Annotated in this window: 15 protein-coding genes; 6 read left to right on the forward strand and 9 right to left on the reverse strand. The window is 70.2% G+C overall.

Annotation, left to right across the window (positions count from 1 at the left end; all coding sequences use genetic code 11):
* Window positions 1-14 precede the first annotated feature (14 nt).
* From PKA16_RS00245 to PKA16_RS00260, 4 genes are read right to left on the reverse strand one after another with little or no spacing between them, the layout of a single operon-like run.
* Entirely contained in the window at window positions 15-2,261 is a 2,247-nt protein-coding gene (locus tag PKA16_RS00245; protein ID WP_324399205.1) for a methyl-accepting chemotaxis protein, read from the reverse strand.
* Between the two features lie 24 nt (window positions 2,262-2,285).
* On the reverse strand, window positions 2,286-2,816 hold the full coding sequence (locus PKA16_RS00250) for a chemotaxis protein CheW (protein WP_324399207.1): 531 nt from the start codon (window positions 2,814-2,816) through the stop codon (window positions 2,286-2,288).
* Window positions 2,817-2,819: 3 nt separating this feature from the next.
* On the reverse strand, window positions 2,820-3,185 hold the full coding sequence (locus tag PKA16_RS00255) for a response regulator (RefSeq protein ID WP_324399210.1): 366 nt from the start codon (window positions 3,183-3,185) through the stop codon (window positions 2,820-2,822).
* A complete protein-coding gene (locus tag PKA16_RS00260) occupies window positions 3,186-3,581 on the reverse strand; it encodes a response regulator (protein ID WP_324399211.1) in 396 nt (131 codons plus the stop codon).
* Between the two features lie 308 nt (window positions 3,582-3,889).
* Here PKA16_RS00260 and PKA16_RS00265 point away from each other — a divergent pair, with 308 nt between their 5' ends.
* The 3 genes from PKA16_RS00265 to PKA16_RS00275 are packed head-to-tail and all read left to right on the forward strand — an operon-like array spanning window position 3,890 to window position 7,012.
* The gene (locus PKA16_RS00265) at window positions 3,890-4,831 is read left to right on the forward strand and encodes a bifunctional hydroxymethylpyrimidine kinase/phosphomethylpyrimidine kinase (protein WP_324399213.1); all 942 of its coding nucleotides are present in this window, start codon (window positions 3,890-3,892) and stop codon (window positions 4,829-4,831) included.
* Window positions 4,815-6,128 carry a glutamate-1-semialdehyde 2,1-aminomutase gene (gene hemL / locus PKA16_RS00270; protein WP_324399215.1) on the forward strand — a complete coding sequence of 438 codons (1,314 nt, stop codon included), beginning with the start codon at window positions 4,815-4,817 and terminating at the stop codon, window positions 6,126-6,128. The genes PKA16_RS00265 and hemL overlap by 17 nt, the downstream gene beginning before the upstream one ends.
* A 23-nt stretch (window positions 6,129-6,151) precedes the next feature.
* Window positions 6,152-7,012, forward strand: coding sequence for an acetyltransferase (locus PKA16_RS00275; RefSeq protein WP_324399217.1), 861 nt, complete (start codon window positions 6,152-6,154; stop codon window positions 7,010-7,012).
* 321 nt (window positions 7,013-7,333) lie between these two features.
* Here the strand turns inward: PKA16_RS00275 and purH are convergent, their stop codons facing one another.
* The 3 genes from purH to dusB all read right to left on the reverse strand — a co-directional run bounded on the left by purH (window position 7,334) and on the right by dusB (window position 10,419).
* A complete protein-coding gene (purH, locus tag PKA16_RS00280) occupies window positions 7,334-8,935 on the reverse strand; it encodes a bifunctional phosphoribosylaminoimidazolecarboxamide formyltransferase/IMP cyclohydrolase (RefSeq protein WP_324399219.1) in 1,602 nt (533 codons plus the stop codon).
* 189 nt (window positions 8,936-9,124) lie between these two features.
* Entirely contained in the window at window positions 9,125-9,370 is a 246-nt protein-coding gene (locus PKA16_RS00285; protein WP_324399221.1) for a helix-turn-helix domain-containing protein, read from the reverse strand.
* Window positions 9,367-10,419: a tRNA dihydrouridine synthase DusB gene (dusB, locus tag PKA16_RS00290; protein WP_324399223.1), complete on the reverse strand. Its 1,053-nt coding sequence runs from the start codon at window positions 10,417-10,419 to the stop codon at window positions 9,367-9,369. The genes PKA16_RS00285 and dusB overlap by 4 nt, the downstream gene beginning before the upstream one ends.
* 178 nt (window positions 10,420-10,597) lie before the next feature.
* Between dusB and PKA16_RS00295 the strand changes: the two genes are divergently transcribed.
* Window positions 10,598-11,086 (forward strand): YqaA family protein, encoded by a 489-nt coding sequence (locus tag PKA16_RS00295; RefSeq protein WP_324399225.1) that lies wholly within the window; start codon window positions 10,598-10,600, stop codon window positions 11,084-11,086.
* Window positions 11,087-11,117: 31 nt separating this feature from the next.
* Here PKA16_RS00295 and PKA16_RS00300 read toward each other — a convergent pair whose 3' ends face one another.
* Complete coding sequence (locus tag PKA16_RS00300) at window positions 11,118-12,422, reverse strand: ABC transporter substrate-binding protein (protein WP_324399227.1); 1,305 nt, start codon at window positions 12,420-12,422, stop codon at window positions 11,118-11,120.
* An 18-nt stretch (window positions 12,423-12,440) separates the two neighbouring features.
* Window positions 12,441-13,493 (reverse strand): ABC transporter ATP-binding protein, encoded by a 1,053-nt coding sequence (locus PKA16_RS00305; RefSeq protein WP_324399229.1) that lies wholly within the window; start codon window positions 13,491-13,493, stop codon window positions 12,441-12,443.
* A gap of 125 nt (window positions 13,494-13,618) precedes the next feature.
* Between PKA16_RS00305 and pyrC the strand changes: the two genes are divergently transcribed.
* A complete protein-coding gene (gene pyrC / locus PKA16_RS00310; protein WP_324399231.1) occupies window positions 13,619-14,671 on the forward strand; it encodes a dihydroorotase in 1,053 nt (350 codons plus the stop codon).
* 19 nt (window positions 14,672-14,690) lie between these two features.
* Window positions 14,691-15,533, forward strand: a complete 843-nt coding sequence (locus PKA16_RS00315) for an NYN domain-containing protein (protein WP_324399232.1) — start codon at window positions 14,691-14,693, stop codon at window positions 15,531-15,533.
* The last annotated feature ends 13 nt before the right edge of the window (window positions 15,534-15,546 follow it).

Here is a 15,546-nt window from a genome sequence, read left to right on the forward strand (position 1 = left end):
CGCCGGCCCCGGGTTCAGGCGATCTTGAAGCGCGCCACCGACTGGCGCAGCTCGTCAGCCATGCGTGCCAGGTCGCGCACCTGCTGCGCCGTCGAGCGCGTGCCCTCGCCGGTCTGCTCGGTCACCGCGAAGATGTGCTGGATGTTCTCGGCCACCACGTTGGCATGGCTGGCCTCGCTCGAGGTCGAGGCGGAAATCTGCTCGATCAGCTGCGCCAGCTGGCGCGACACGCGGTCGATCTCGGAGAGTGCCGCCCCGGCGCGGTCGGACAGCTGCGCGCCCTGCACCACGCCCTGGGTCGAGCGCTCCATGGCGGCCACCGCGTCCTGGGTGTCGGTCTGGATCGCCTTCACCAGCGCGGCGATCTCGCGCGTCGCGTCGGCCGAACGCTCGGCCAGCCGCTGCACCTCCTCGGCCACCACCGAGAAGCCGCGCCCTGCCTCGCCCGCCGAGGCGGCCTGGATGGCGGCGTTGAGCGCCAGCACGTTGGTCTGCTCGGTAATGTCCGAGATCAGCTCGGTGATTTCGCCGATCTCCTGCGACGATTCGCCCAGGCGCTTGATGCGCTTGGAGGTCTCCTGGATCTGGTCACGGATCGCGTCCATGCCGCCGATCGCGTTCTGCACCGCCGCCAGGCCCGACTCGGCTGCCTGCAGCGACTGGCGCGCCACCGTCGCCGATTCCTGCGCCTGGGTCGAGACCTCGTTGATGCGCTGGGCCATGTCGAGCACCGACTGGCCGGTATCGCGAATCTCACGCAACTGCTCGGTCGAGGCGGACAGCAGGCCGGAGGACGTGGCCTCCACCTTCGAGGTCGTCTGCGCCACGCGCGTCGCCGTGCTCTGCACGCTGCCGACCAGCGAACGCAACTCCTCCACGGTGTAGTTCACCGAGTCGGCGATGGCGCCGGTGATGTCCTCGGTCACCGTGGCTTCCTGCGTCAGGTCGCCCTCGGCCACCGTCTGCAGCTCGTTCATCAGGCGCAGGATGGCGGCCTGGTTGGCGTCGTTGATGCGCTTGGCATCGAGCTCCTGCTGCTGCGCGCTCTGGCGCTGCAGCTCGGCCAGCGACTCGCGCTGGCGGCTCTCGCGCAGCGAGCTGTAGACCAGGCCGGCAATCGAGGCCGCCGCCACCAGCAGCGCCAACGCCATCAGCAGCCAGTTCTTCAGGCCCACGCCCGAAGCCGCGGACAGGCGCGCCTGCAGGGTCTCGAGCTGCTGGCGCAGCGGCTCGCTGTCCGTGACGATCTGGTTCTGCGCGTCGCGCACCGAGGCCAGGCCCTGGATGTTGTCGAGCACGCTGGTCGCCTGCGTCTGCACCTCGCCGTAGATCTTCAGCAACGCGCCCAGCGCATCACGCGTCTGCGCGTTGCGCGCCGGCGCGAGCTGCGCCTCGGCGCTGCCGTCGAGCATGCCGCGCGCCAGCGTGCTGAAGGTGGTGACGTCCTTGCCCAGCAGGAAGATCGCCTCGGGGTTGATGCCCTCCACGGTGAGCAGTTCGCTGGCCGACTTGCCGATGCGCTGCGACAGCATCACGAGCTGCCCGGAGGCGGTCAGTTCGCTGGCTGGCGCGCCGTGCTGGAACTTCAGCGTCGACACCGTCTCGGCCGCCTCCAGCAGATCGGAGGAACGCGTGCTGATGGTGCGCAGCGCACCGCCCACCTGCGCCATCACCTCCTGCTGCGCCAGCACCGTGGCCGCGCTCTTTTCCGCGCGCTGCACCGTCGGCACGATCTGGTCGAGCTCGGCCGCGTAGGCCGCGCCCAGCGCCTGCACGCCCGAACCGCCCGACTGCAGGCCGCCGACGCTGCGCGAGAGCGCGTCCGCGCTGTCCTTGACCTCAGCAAACGCCGAACGGCTGCCCAGCAGCGCCTGCGACACCGACTTGGCCAGACGCTGCGACTGCATCAGGGCCTGGCCGGTGGCCGCCACCTGCTGGGCAGCGCGATCGGCGCCGGAAATCGTCCAGTACACCACCACCACCAGCGCCAGCAGGGCCAGTGCCAGCACGGTCGAGAACAGGCGCTGGTGACTCGCCGCCGGGCGCGCCCCGAGCCCCGGCACCTCGAACGCGCCGTCATCGCTCACCACGTCGATCACCGGATCGCCGCTGACGGCGTAGGCCGGATCCGAGTCGACCGAAGACTCGTAGCCCGGCTCCGCGCCCAGGCTCTCCAGCGACTGGGTATCGTCGCGCTCGACCGGCGCGCTCGACGCCTCCTGCTTGTTGAACCGGGTGGAAAAGCTGCCAATCAGTGCCATGGGTGTCACCTCGAGAGACTGGATTCAGGCGCCCACGTCGAGAAAACCCGACTGTTGCGCCAGCACCTGCAAGTTGAGTTCGCGCCAGGATTCGCCGCCCGCGGTCACGTAGGCGTGACCGAAGTAGGGCGGCTCGGAGGGCGCCGGAGGGGTCGAGCGCACGAAGGCCTCGGTCGTGCGCATGCCCAGCAGCTCGTCCACCAGCAGCGCGCAGTTGACTTCCAGCAGCGCGTTGAAGCCGACCAGCCGGCACTGCGCGAGTGCCGCCGGGCTGCGCGCGGCCACCGACTGGCCGCCCAGGAAGGCCGCCAGGTCGACCACCCCGCACAGCGTGCTGCGCAGGTTGGTCACGCCCAGGAACCAGGGCTGCACGTGCGGCACGTGCTGCACCTCGCTCCAGGGGAAGATCTCGGCCGCGTGGCTGAGCGGAATCAGCAGCCGCGCCGGGCCGGCGCGCACCGCCAGCCAGGACGCTGCCGCCGTGCCGGTGCGCGCCACGCGCAGCCGTTCGGCCAGGTGGGCCTGGAATTCGAGCAGCGCCTGCTTGTCAGCCATGGTTCAACCCAGGGCCTTGATCTTGCCCAGCAGCTCGGCTTCGTCCACCGGCTTGACGACGTAGTCGCGCGCGCCCTGGCGCATGCCCCAGACGCGGTCGGTCTCCTGGCCCTTGCTGGTGCACATGATCACCGGCACGTCGGCATAGCGCGGGTCGCGGCTGAGCGAGCGCGTGAGCTGGAAACCGTTCTGTCCCGGCATCACGACATCCATCAGGATCAGGTCGGGCTTGGCCTGCGCGAGCCGCGCCTGCGCCTCCTCGGCGCCCTCGGCGGTGCTCACGCTGTAGCCGGCACGGCCCAGCATCTCGCTCAGGAACAGCAGTTCGGTCTTGGAATCGTCGACGATCAGGACTTTGCGAATGGGCATTTACACGGCTCCTTGGCTGGCCACGCCGAACTCGTCGACGGCACGCAGCAACTGATCCTTGGTGAACGGCTTGGTCAGGTAGTCCTGCGAGCCGACCATGCGGCCACGTGCCTTGTCGAACACGCCGTCCTTGGACGACAGCATCACGACCGGGGTGGCTGCGAACTTTTGATTGCGCTTGATAATGGCACAGGTCTGGTAGCCATCCAGGCGCGGCATCAGGATGTCGCAGAAGATCAGGTCGGGCGCGCTGTCGCTGACCTTGGACAGGGCGTCGAAGCCGTCCTCGGCCAGCATCACCTCGTGCCCGCCCTGCTTGAGGAAGATCTCGGCGCTGCGGCGGATCGTGTTGCTGTCGTCGATCACCAGCACCTTTCTCGAAATCCTTGCGTTCACGTGGGTCTCCTGTTGTCTGCTGCCGCGCCGCCGGGCCCGCCCGGCACGCGTGGCCGCAGGATGCGCTGCCCCGGCCACGGGCCCGCGCCGCCACGCTCCCGGACGCCGGATCCGGCCGAGCCGCGCGGGGCGCGATACCATGCCGGGATGGGCGTGCCACCGTGGTTGCCGGGTGCGTCCCAGGGCCAGTCCATGCTGATTGCTCTCGCTAATACAAAAGTCGCAAATACCAAAATGCAATTTATTGTATCAACAGGTAAACGATTTCGCCCCCCCACAAGGTGTCGAAAAGGTCTCAAATTCGGCACTTGAGCAACAAAATGGCGGAAAAAACGTCGCAAGACAACGACAGTCCGGCACCCGCGGTCGATCTCGAGCCGCCGGCAGTGCTGAGCTTCAACGCCAGCGACCCGACCGGCGCCGGCGGCCTGGCGGGCGATGCGCTGGTGGTGGCCTCGGTCGGCGCCCACCTGCTGCCGGTGGTGACCGGCGTGCAGTTGCGCGACACGCGCGAGGCGCTCGAGCACGTGGCGCTGGACGACGCCACCATCGCCGAGCAGGCGCGCCTGGTGGCCGAGGACGTGCCGGTGCGGGTGCTCAAGGTCGGCTTCGTCGGCAGCCCCGAGGCGGTGGCGGCGATTGCCGCCTTCGTCTCCGACTACCCCGAACTGCCGGTGGTGCTCTACATGCCCGACCTCTCCTGGTGGGACGAGCAGGCCATCGATGCCTACCAGGACGCACTGCGCGAGCTGCTGCTGCCGCAGGTCGACGTGCTGGTGGGCAACAACACCACGCTGCGCCACTGGCTGCTGCCCGAATCGGCGTCGCGCCGCAGCGCCGGCAGCGGCGACCTGGCGCGCGCCGCGGCCGCCCTCGGCGTCCCCTACGTGCTGGTGACCGGCCTGCCCGAGGCGGGCGACCGCATCGCCAGCGTGCTGGCGTCGCCGCAGGGCGAGCTGTGCCGCCAGAGTTTCGAGCGCATCGACGCCGGCTTCCTCGGCGCCGGCGACCTGCTGTCGGCGGCGCTGGCCGGGCTGCTGGCGATGGGCTCCGAGCTGGTCGAGGCCAGCGTCGAGGCCCTGCAATACCTGGACCAGGCGCTCGACCACGGCTTTCGCCCCGGCATGGGCCGCGCCATCGCCGACCGCCTGTTCTGGGCCGAGGCCGAGGAGCCCGAGGCCGCCGGCGCGGACGACGACGCCGCGTCGTCCCCCACCTTCCCCTACCCGACCCATGAAACCAGACACTGATTCCAACGACGCGCTGATGGAACGCGCCCGCCGCGTGATCCCCGGTGGCGTCAACTCTCCCGTGCGCGCCTTTCGCGCCGTCGGCGGCACGCCGCGCTTCGTGCAGCGCGCCCAGGGCGCGTATTTCTGGGATGCCAACGAGCAGCGCTACATCGACTACATCGGCTCCTGGGGCCCGATGATCCTCGGCCACGGCCATCCGGCCGTGCTGGAAGCGGTGCAGCGCGCCGCCGCCGAGGGCTTCTCCTTCGGCGCCCCGACCGAGCGCGAGATCGAGCTGGCCGAGGAAATCCTCGCCCTGCGCCCGGGCATGGAGATGCTGCGCCTGGTCAACTCCGGCACCGAGGCCGGCATGACCGCGATCCGGCTGGCGCGCGGCGCCACCGGGCGCAACCGCATCATCAAGTTCGAGGGCTGCTACCACGGCCACGCCGACGCCCTGCTGGTCAAGGCCGGCTCGGGCCTCGCCACCTTCGGCAACCCGACCAGCGCCGGCGTGCCGCCCGAGGTGGTACACGACACCATCGTGCTCGAATACAACAATCTGGAGCAGCTCGAACAGGCCTTTGCCGAGCACGGACCGAAGCTCGCCGGCCTGATCATGGAGCCGATCGCCGGCAACATGAACTTCGTGCGCGCCAGCGTCGACTTCACGCGGCGCTGCCGCGAGCTGTGCAGCCAGCACGGCGCGCTGCTGATCTACGACGAGGTCATGACCGGGTTTCGCGTCGCCCTGGGCGGCGCGCAAAGCGTCTATGCCCGTTCCATCCCCGGCTTCGAGCCCGACATCACCGTCATGGGCAAGGTGATCGGCGGCGGCATGCCGCTGGCCGCGTTTGGCGGCAAGCGCACGGTGATGGAGCAGCTCGCGCCGCTGGGCCCGGTCTACCAGGCCGGCACCCTGAGCGGCAACCCGGTGGCCACGGCCTGCGGCCTGGCCACGCTGCGCGAGATCCGCAAGCCCGGCTTCTTCGAGGCGCTGACGGCCAGGACGCACCGCCTGGTCGATGGCCTGGTGGCGGCCGCGCGCGATGCCGGCGTTCCGTTTGCCGCCGACAGCGAGGGCGGCATGTTCGGCTTCTTCCTGCTGCCCGAACTGCCACGCAACTACGGCGAGGTGATGCGCAGCGACGGCGCGCGCTTCAACCGGCTGTTCCACGGCCTGCTGGAGCGCGGCGTCTACATCGCGCCGGCCCTGTACGAAGCCGGCTTCGTCAGCGCCGCGCACAGCGACGCCGACATCGACGCCACCATCGAGGCCGCGCGCGCGGTGTTTGCCGAGCTCGGCGGCGGCTGAGCCGCGCGCCGAGCCGTTCCCCCGTGCCTGCGCTGCTCACCGGCACCGCGGCCGCGCTCGCGCTGGTCGTCTACACCCTGCTGCTGTTCGCGCTGCTGGCGCCGCTGGTGCTGCTCAAGCTGCTGGCGCGCCCGCTGCCGCCGATCGCGCCGCTGGATCGCGCCGTGATGGCGATCTCCGACACCTGGAATCGCCTCAACCTGGCCGGGCTGCAGCGCATCAACCGCACGCGCTGGCAGGTCCGCCTGCCGGACGGGCTGCAGCGGCAGGCCTGGTACCTGGTCATCGCCAACCACCAGAGCTGGGTCGACATCCTGGTGCTGCAGCGCTGCCTGCAGGGCCGTGCGCCCTTCCTCAAGTTCTTCATCAAGCGCGAGCTGATCTGGGTGCCGCTGGTCGGCCTGGCCTGGTGGGCGCTGGACTTTCCCTTTCTGCGCCGCGGCGGGGCCAGTGGCCGCCAGGACCTGGCGGCGACGCGCGCCGCCTGCGCGCGCTTTCGCGCCCTGCCGACCTCGGTCATGAGCTTCATCGAAGGCACGCGCCTCACGCCCGCCAAGCACGCGGCCCAGGACTCGCCCTACCGCCACCTGCTGCGCCCCAAGGCCGGCGGCGTCATGATGGCGCTCGACGTCCTGGGCGACCGGCTCGACGCCGTGCTCGACGTCACCATCGTCTACCCGGGCCGCGTCCCGAGCTTCATCGACGCGCTGTGCGGGCGCCTGCACGAAGTGCGCGTGCACATCGAGCGCCGGCCGGTGCCCACGGCCGATGGCGACGCACCCCTGAACGCCACGACCGTGCAGGCCTGGCTGGCCGAGCTGTGGCAGCTCAAGGACGAGCGCTTCGAGCGGCTGGCGTCCGGTGAAGACAGCAGCCCCACATGACGCGCTGAATCACCCGCAGGGCATCAAACGGCACAAATCCGATGGCCGCGGAGCAGGCCATGCCAGCGGCAGCCGTGGCCGGGGTCTCCCTGGCCACAGGCTGCGCCTCACTTGCAGGGGGATGGAGCGCAGCGACATAGGGGGGTGTCTTATTTCAGTTGCTCCACCGCGCTTCGCGCGACCCGCGACGCATGAAACGCCACCGTTCCAAAGGTCGCGGAGCAGGCCAGGCGGGAGAACCCGTGGCCGGGGTCCCCCTGGACACAGGATGCGTCCCCCTTGCAGGGGGATGGAGCGCAGCGACATAGGGGGTGTTTCATTTCAGTGCCGGAAGTGCCGCACCCCGGTGAACACCATGGCCACGCCGCGCTCGTCGGCGGCGTCGATCACCTCCTGGTCGCGCATCGAGCCGCCCGGCTGGATCACGCAGCTCGCGCCGTGGTCGATCACCACGTCGAGCCCGTCGCGAAACGGGAAGAAGGCGTCGCTGGCCACCGCCGAACCCGCTAGGGACAGGCCCGCCGCCTCGGCCTTGATGCTGGCGATGCGCGCCGAGTCGAGCCGGCTCATCTGCCCCGCGCCCACGCCCAGCGTCATGCCGCCGCCGCAGAACACGATGGCGTTGCTCTTGACGTACTGCGCCACCTTCCAGGCAAACAGCAGGTCCTCGATCTGCCCGGCGGTCGGCTGCTTCTTCGTCACCACCTTCAGGTCGCCGGCCTTGAGGTCATGGAAGTCCCCCGTCTGCACCAGCAGGCCGGAGCCGACGCGCTTGAACTCGAGCGCGTTCTGCCCGCGCGCCCATGGCGTGGCGCCGTCGCGCCGCACGCCATCGAGCGCAATCCGCAGCACGCGCACATTGGGCTTGGCGGCCAGCAGCGCCAGCGCTTCCGGCGTGTAGGCGGGCGCCATCAGGACCTCGACGAACTGCTGGCTGATGGCCTCGACCGTGGCCGCGTCGACCGGCAAGTTGAAGGCGATGATGCCGCCGAAGGCGCTGGTGGGGTCGGTCTTGAAGGCCTTGCGATACGCCTCCAGCGCGCTGGCGCCCAGCGCCACGCCGCAGGGGTTGGCGTGCTTGACGATGACGCACGCGGGCACGTCCCATTGCTTGACGCACTCCCAGGCCGCGTCGCCGTCGGCGATGTTGTTGTAGGAGAGCTCCTTGCCCTGCAACTGCTCGGCCGTGACGATGGCACCCGGCGCCGGCTGCAGGTCGCGATACAGCGCGGCCTGCTGGTGCGCGTTCTCGCCGTAGCGCAGGTCCTGCAGCTTGACGAAGCGGCCGTTGTGCTGCGCCGGGAAGGGGCTGCGCCGGGGCTCGCCCTCGGCCATCGCCTCGTCGAACTCGATCGACGACAGGTAGTCGCTGATGGCCGCGCCGTAGTTGGCGATGCGGTTGAACGCCGCCACCGCCAGCTCGAACTTCGTCTTCAGGCGGATGCCGCCGGCCTGCAACTCGGCCAGCACGCCGGGATATTGCGCGGCGTCGGTCAGCACCGCCACGTCGCGCCAGTTCTTGGCCGCGCTGCGCACCATGGCCGGGCCGCCGATGTCGATGTTCTCGATCGCATCGGGCAGGGTGCAACCGGGCCTGGCCACCGTGGCCTCGAACGGATACAGGTTGACCACCAGCAGGTCGATGGTCGGGATCTCGTGCTCGCGCAGCGCGGCCATGTGCCCGGGCACGTCGCGCCGCGCCAGCAGGCCGCCGTGGATGCGCGGGTGCAGGGTCTTGACGCGCCCGTCCAGCATTTCCGGAAAGCCGGTGTGCTCGGCTACCTCGGTCACCGGCAGGCCCGCCTGCAGCAGCAGCTTCGCGGTGCCGCCGGTGGACAGCAGCTTCACGCCCAGCGCATGCAGGGCCTGGGCAAACTCAAGGATGCCGGTCTTGTCGGAAACGGAAATCAGGGCCGTGGTCATTGGAGGTCGGACGTTGAGCGTTGGACGTTGACCGCCCTGCATCGGGCGGGGCCGGAAGTGATGGGTATCTGTGGGGTCACGCGGAATGCCGAACGCGCAACGCTGAAGCCCGTGCAGGACGCTTCTGCTGCCGCAGTGCCTCCCTCATCGCACGCCAGCGCGGCCGTCGGAGCGCCGCGTGGTCATTCGTCATTCGATCAGCCGGTGCTCCACCAGCTTCTTGCGCAGGGTGTTGCGGTTCATGCCCAGCCACTCGGCGGCCCGGCTCTGGTTGTGGCCGGCATGGTGCATCACCACGTCGAGCAGCGGTTTCTCGACCGCGCGGATCAGCATCTCGTACAGGCCGCCCGGCTCGGTGCCGTCCAAGTCGCGGAAGTACGCCTCCAGGCTGGTGCGCACGCTGTGCTCGATCGGGCTCGCGCCAGTATTGCTCATGATCGATCCGGCGCCTCCACCGCCACGTGGCCCAGCTGCCGCGCCACCCCGATCCGGGGCAGGCGCTCGTGCGCGTCGGCCAGTTCCTCGAAGTAATCCGCCACCACCTGCCACTGCACGGCCGCGCTCTCGACCGCGTTCATGCGGCGGCGAAACGCTTCACCGCCCGGCAGCCCGTGCACGGTCCAGCCGATGTGCTTGCGCGCCGAGCGCACGCCGCTCTCCTCGCCATACAGCGCGTAATGGTCCTGCAGGTGCGCCAGCAGCGCGCGCCGCACCTCGAGCACCAGCGGCGGTGCGAGCTCGCGCCCGGTGGCCAGCAAGTGCGCGATCTCGCGGAAGATCCAGGGCCGGCCCTGCGCCGCGCGCCCGATCATCAGGGCGTCGGCGCCGGTGGCCTGCAGCACGGCGCGCGCCTTGGCCGGGGAATCGATGTCGCCGTTGGCGACCACCGGAATGGCAAGCGCCGCCTTGACCGCGGCAATGGTTTCGTATTCGGCCGCGCCGCGGTAGCCCTGCTCGCGCGTGCGTCCGTGGATGGTGACCATCTGCACGCCGGCGCCCTCGGCGGCGCGCGCGATCGTCAGCGCATTCCTGGCCTGGGCGCTCCAGCCGGTGCGCATCTTCAGCGTCACCGGCACGCCGAGCGGCGCGCAGGCCGCGACCACCGCCTCGATGATGGCCAGGGCCAGCGCCTCGTCCTGCATCAGCGCGCTGCCGGCCCACTTGCTGCACACCTTCTTGGCCGGGCAGCCCATGTTGATGTCGATGATCTGCGCGCCGCGGTCGATGTTGTAGCGCGCCGCCTCGGCCATCATGGCCGCGTCGGTGCCGGCGATCTGCACTGCCACCGGCCCGGGCTCGCCCGCGTGGTCCGCGCGTCGCGAGGTCTTCAGCGAATCCCACAGCTCGCGCCGCGAGGTGACCATCTCGCTCACCGCATGGCCGGCGCCGAAGGCGCGGCAGAGCTGGCGAAACGGCCGATCCGTCACCCCGGCCATGGGAGCGACGAACAGCGAATTCGGAAGGGTGTGGGAGCCGATCTGCATGGTGGGGAGCGCAGCGGCGGCAGGACGAAACCGGGGACGCGCGGCAGGGAAACCGAATTCTAGCTGCTCAATATTTCAACAATCAAAATTGCGCGCCACGGGCCGCAAGCGCCGCAGACCTGTCCCCCACCGAACGCCGCGCGCCTTGCTGGGTGACGCGCCCTACACTCGCGCCGTCATGGAAGCCTGGATGCAATCGTTGCTGGCCGCGCTGGCGCTGCCCGAATACGGCCTCTCGACCGTGTTCACGGTCGCCTTCGTCTCGGCCACCCTGCTGCCCCTGGGCTCCGAGCCCGCCGTGTTCGGCCTGGTCAAGCTCAGCCCGCACCTGCTGTGGCCGGCGATCGGCGTGGCGACGGTCGGCAACACCCTGGGCGGCGTGGTGACCTGGTGGATGGGCCTGGGCGCGCATCGCGTGGTGGACCGCTGGCGCGATTCGCCCACGCACCTGCGCGCACTCGACTGGCTGCGGCGCATCGGCCCGCGCGCCTGCCTGCTGTCCTTCCTGCCGGTCATCGGCGACCCGCTGTGCGCGGTGGCCGGCTGGCTGCGCCTGCCGCTCCTGCCCTGCACGGCCTGGATGGCCGCCGGCAAGTTCGGCCGCTACGTGGTGATGACGCTGGGCCTGCTCTACCTGTGGCCCGAGCAGCTGCACGTCGGCGCCTGACGCCGCGGTCGCGGCGTCGGCGCTTACTCTCTTATTTGTAGCGTCGCAGGATCCGATCCGCCTCGCCCTGCGCGTCCTTCAGCGCCTTGGCCGGCTCCTTGCTGCCGGTGAGCGCGGCCTGCAGGGCATCGTTCAGGGTCTTGGTGACGCGCTGGTTTTCGTGCGTGGAGAACTCGGCCACCGAGAACGGCAGCTGGTCGCGCGCCACCAGCGCCGGCGGGAAGTCGGCCGCGTAGTCCTTCAGCACCTGGGTCTCATACGCTGCCGGCGAGATCGCCACGTAGCCGGTGTCGATGCTCCACTGCGCCGCGCGCTCGGGCTGGGTGATCCACTGGATGAACTTGAACGCCGCCTCCTGCTGCTCGGTCGACGCCTTCTTGAAGACGTAGAAGTTGCCGCCGCCGGTGGGCGAGCCCTTGCGCTTGTTGGCCGGGATCATCGCCACGCCAAACGGGAACCCGGCGTTCTTGCGGATGTTGGTCAGGTTGCCGGTGGTGGTGTAGATGATGGCGGCCTTCTTCTCGAAGAAGTCCTTGGGCGTCGTGCCCCACTCGACCACGCCGGTCGGGTGCACGCCGGCCTTGCCCAGGTCCACCCAGTACTGCAGCGCCTCGGCCACGCGCGGATCGTCGAAGGTCACCTGGTTGCCCGCCTCGTTGGCCAGGATCACGTCGTTGGTGGTGGTGAGCGTCTGGAACAGCCAGTACGGAAATCCGCTGGACGGGATCTGCACGCCGTACTGCGTGGTCTTGCCGCTGGCATCCTTCTTCGTCAGCTTGCCCGCCATCTCGCGCAGCTCGCCCCAGGTCGTGGGCGGCTGCTCGGGGTCCAGCCCGGCCTCCTTGAAGGCCTCCTTGTTCCAGTACATCACGACGGTCGAGCGCTGGAACGGAATGCCCCAGGTCTTGCCGCCGGTGCGGCTGTTCAGCATGAAGGCGGGATAGAAACCGTCCATCCAGGCCTTGTCCGCATCCGTCCTGGCGAAACCGTCCATCGGCACGATGGCGTCCTCGTCGATCAGCGTGAACATGTCGGTCGACAGCAGCACCGAAGTCACCGGCGGCGTGCCCGACTTGTGCGCGGTGAGCGCCTTGACGATGGTCTCCTGGTACGTGCCGGCGTAGATCGGGGTCACCTTGACGCCGGGGTTTTCCTGCATGAAACCGGCGGCGAAGTCGTCCATCACCTTGGCGATCGGCCCGCCCACCGCGACCGGGTAGTAGAACGACACCTCCACCGGGGCCTGGGCCCGGGCCGGGCCCAGCGCCAGCCCCGCGCCCGCGGCCGTCGCCAGCAGCGCGCCAGCCGCGCGCCGCAGAAAGGTCTTTCTCAGCATCTTCCTGTCCTCCGGGGTTCAGGGTTGGGGATTCAGCGCCAGGCGTCGCTCGGCGGCGTCGAAGGCGTGGGTGTCGCCGACGTCCCAGTACAGGCCGACCGCCTGACCGGGCTCCACCGCCAGCCGGCCCTCGGCGCGCACCAGCAGCTGCTGCCGGCTGCCGACGGCACAGCGCACGACGCGGTCGGCGCCCAGGTATTCGGTGCCCGCCACCGTCGCCGGCAGGGTGTTGGTCTGGCCGGCACGCGCCAGCCGCACCGCCTCGGGGCGCACGCCCAGCCAGGCCGCCTCGGGCGGCAGCGGCAGCGCGACGTCGCTGCCGGCGATGCAACCCTGCTCCAGCGCCAGCAGGTTCATCGGCGGCGTGCCGATGAAGCGCGCGGCAAAGGTGGTGGCCGGCTCGGCGTAGAGCGCCGGCGCGCTGGCCGCCTGCTCGACGCGGCCGCGGCTCAGCAGCACCACCTGGTCGGCCATGCTCATGGCCTCGGCCTGGTCGTGCGTGACGTAGATCACCGTCAGCCCGAGCTGGCGCTGCAGCTCGCGCAGTTCGCGCCGCATGTCCTGGCGCAGCTGGGCGTCGAGGTTGGACAGCGGCTCGTCCATCAGGCACACGCTGGCCTGCGACACCAGCGCGCGACCCAATGCCACGCGCTGCTGCTGGCCGCCCGAGAGCTGGCTCGGCTTGCGCTCCAGCAGCGCCGACAGGCCCAGCAGCTCGGCGGTCTCGGCCAGGCGCTGCGCGCGTTCGGCCGCCGGCAGGCGCCGCACCTGCAGGCCGAAGCAGATGTTGTCGGCCACCGTGAGGTGCGGGAACAGCGCGTAGTTCTGGAACACCATCGAGATGCCGCGCTGCGATGGCGGCAGCGCCGTAACGTCGCGCTCGCCGATGCGCACCGTGCCGCTGCTGGGCACCTCCAGGCCGGCAATGATGCGCAGCGTGGTCGACTTGCCGCAGCCCGACGGCCCCAGCAGCACGCAGAAGCTGCCCGACGGGATGTGCAGGTTGACGTCCTCCAGGGCAACGGCGTCGCCCCAACGCTTGCCGACGTGCTCGAGGATGACGGATGCCACGAAGTGAAGGGGGAAGAGGCGGTGGCCTGAATATAGGGCATTGCCCTCGACAACGCCTCCGGGCTTGCCCTGCCCGCCCGATGCTCCTGGCCGGACGGCAGCACCCGAATGCGAGAATCGCGCCCATGGCCCACCCCGCCCCCAGCTCCGACACCCTGGTCATCACCCGCCCCGACGACTGGCACCTGCACGTGCGCGACGGCGCCGCGCTGGCCGCCGTGGTGCCGCACACCGCGGCCCAGTTCGGGCGCGCCATCATCATGCCCAACCTGGTGCCACCCGTGACCACCACGGCGCAGGCGCTGGACTACAAGGCGCGCATCCTGCAGGCGCTGCCGGCGGGCTCGGCCTTCGAGCCGCTGATGACGCTCTACCTGACCGACAACACGCCGCCCGACGAGATCGCGCGCGCGCGCGACGCCGGCATCCCCGCGCTCAAGCTCTATCCGGCCGGCGCCACCACCAACAGCGACGCCGGCGTCACCGACGTGCGCAGGACCTACCGCACGCTGGAAGCCATGCAGCGCGCCGGCCTCAAGCTGCTGGTGCACGGCGAGGTCACCGACCCCGAGGTCGACCTGTTCGACCGCGAGGCGGTGTTCATCGAGCGCGTGCTGGCACCGCTGCGGCGCGACCTGCCCGAGCTGAAGATCGTGTTCGAGCACATCACGACAGCCGACGCCGCGCAATACGTGGCCGAAGCCGGCCCGCACCTGGGCGCCACCATCACCGCCCACCACCTGCTCTACAACCGCAACGCCATCTTCAAGGGCGGCATCCGCCCGCACTACTACTGCCTGCCCGTCCTCAAGCGCGAGCAGCACCGCCAGGCGCTGGTGCAGGCCGCCACCAGCGGCAACCCGCGCTTCTTCCTCGGCACCGACAGCGCACCCCACGCCGCGCACCTGAAGGAGCACGCCAGCGGCTGCGCCGGCTGCTACACCGCGCACGCCGCCGTCGAGCTCTACGCCAGCGCCTTCGACGCCGCCGGCGCGCTGGACCGGCTGGAAGGCTTCGCCAGCTTCCACGGCCCCGACTTCTACGGCCTGCCGCGCAACAGCGACCGCGTGACGCTGCAGCGCGAGACCTGGACCCCGCCCGAGCACTACCCCTTCGGCGAGGCGGTAGTCAAGCCGCTGGCCGGCGGCGAGCCGCTGGCCTGGAAGCTGCAGGCCTGAACTCCGGACCGATCCAACGATGGAACCCCAACCCAAGCCCTGGCGCATCGCCCTGCTGATCGATGCCGACAACGCCCCCGCCGCCCTGATCGACGAGATCCTGACCGAGCTCTCAACCCTGGGCGTCATCAACATCCGACGCGCCTACGGCAACTGGACCAAGCCCGCGCTCAAGGGCTGGCAGGAGCGCCTGCTGGACTTCGCCATCCAGCCGATCCAACAGTTCGACTACTCCAGGCGCAAGAACGCCAGCGACATGGCGATGACCGTCGACGCGCTCGAGTTGCTCTACACCGAGCGCCCCGACGCCTTCGGCATCGTGTCATCGGACGCCGACTTCACGCCGCTGGTGATGCACCTGCGCGCCAAGGGCGCGGCGGTGTTCGGCTTCGGCGCCGAGAAGACGCCCAAGCCCTTCGTCAACGCCTGCTCGCGCTTCCTCTACCTGGAAGCCCTGGCCGAGGCCCACGCCGAGGGCGAGTCCGACAGCAGCGGCGTGCCCGTCGTCGCCGCCAGCGAAGAAGCCGACGCGGCGCCCGCCAGCAGCCGTGCCGCCCGGCCCGCCGCCGAACCCGCGCGCCCGGGCCAGCGCGTGCGCGTGCCCACCCCGCAGCTGCGCCAGGACTCGGCCCTCATGAACCTGCTGCGCGACGCCGTCAACGCCATGCAGGACGAATCGGGCTGGGCCCGCGTCGGCGCCGTCGGCACCCAGATCAGCAACAAGGCGAGCTTCGACCCGCGCAACTACGGCTACGCCACGCTGACCAAGCTGCTGGTGGCCACGGAGGACTTCGACCTGCGCGACGAGGGCACGTCGCGCGTCAGCGTACGCGCGCGGCCGCGCAAGAGCGGGCGCCAGTAGGCCCGGCGTCTTG

It is taken from the genome of Ottowia sp. (assembly GCF_035325765.1).
Lineage (GTDB): Bacteria > Pseudomonadota > Gammaproteobacteria > Burkholderiales > Burkholderiaceae_C > Ottowia.

Bases quoted from the DNA above. Each gene is read 5' to 3' on its own strand.
- purH (WP_324399219.1), bottom strand. From the start codon at position 8,935: ATGACCACGGCCCTGATTTCCGTTTCCGACAAGACCGGCATCCTTGAG.
- PKA16_RS00295 (WP_324399225.1), top strand. From the start codon at position 10,598: ATGGAAGCCTGGATGCAATCGTTGCTGGCCGCGCTGGCGCTGCCCGAA.
- PKA16_RS00255 (WP_324399210.1), bottom strand. From the start codon at position 3,185: ATGCCCATTCGCAAAGTCCTGATCGTCGACGATTCCAAGACCGAACTG.
- pyrC (WP_324399231.1), top strand. From the start codon at position 13,619: ATGGCCCACCCCGCCCCCAGCTCCGACACCCTGGTCATCACCCGCCCC.
- PKA16_RS00315 (WP_324399232.1), top strand. From the start codon at position 14,691: ATGGAACCCCAACCCAAGCCCTGGCGCATCGCCCTGCTGATCGATGCC.
- PKA16_RS00285 (WP_324399221.1), bottom strand. From the start codon at position 9,370: ATGAGCAATACTGGCGCGAGCCCGATCGAGCACAGCGTGCGCACCAGC.
- PKA16_RS00300 (WP_324399227.1), bottom strand. From the start codon at position 12,422: ATGCTGAGAAAGACCTTTCTGCGGCGCGCGGCTGGCGCGCTGCTGGCG.
- PKA16_RS00250 (WP_324399207.1), bottom strand. From the start codon at position 2,816: ATGGCTGACAAGCAGGCGCTGCTCGAATTCCAGGCCCACCTGGCCGAA.
- dusB (WP_324399223.1), bottom strand. From the start codon at position 10,419: ATGCAGATCGGCTCCCACACCCTTCCGAATTCGCTGTTCGTCGCTCCC.
- PKA16_RS00245 (WP_324399205.1), bottom strand. From the start codon at position 2,261: ATGGCACTGATTGGCAGCTTTTCCACCCGGTTCAACAAGCAGGAGGCG.
- hemL (WP_324399215.1), top strand. From the start codon at position 4,815: ATGAAACCAGACACTGATTCCAACGACGCGCTGATGGAACGCGCCCGC.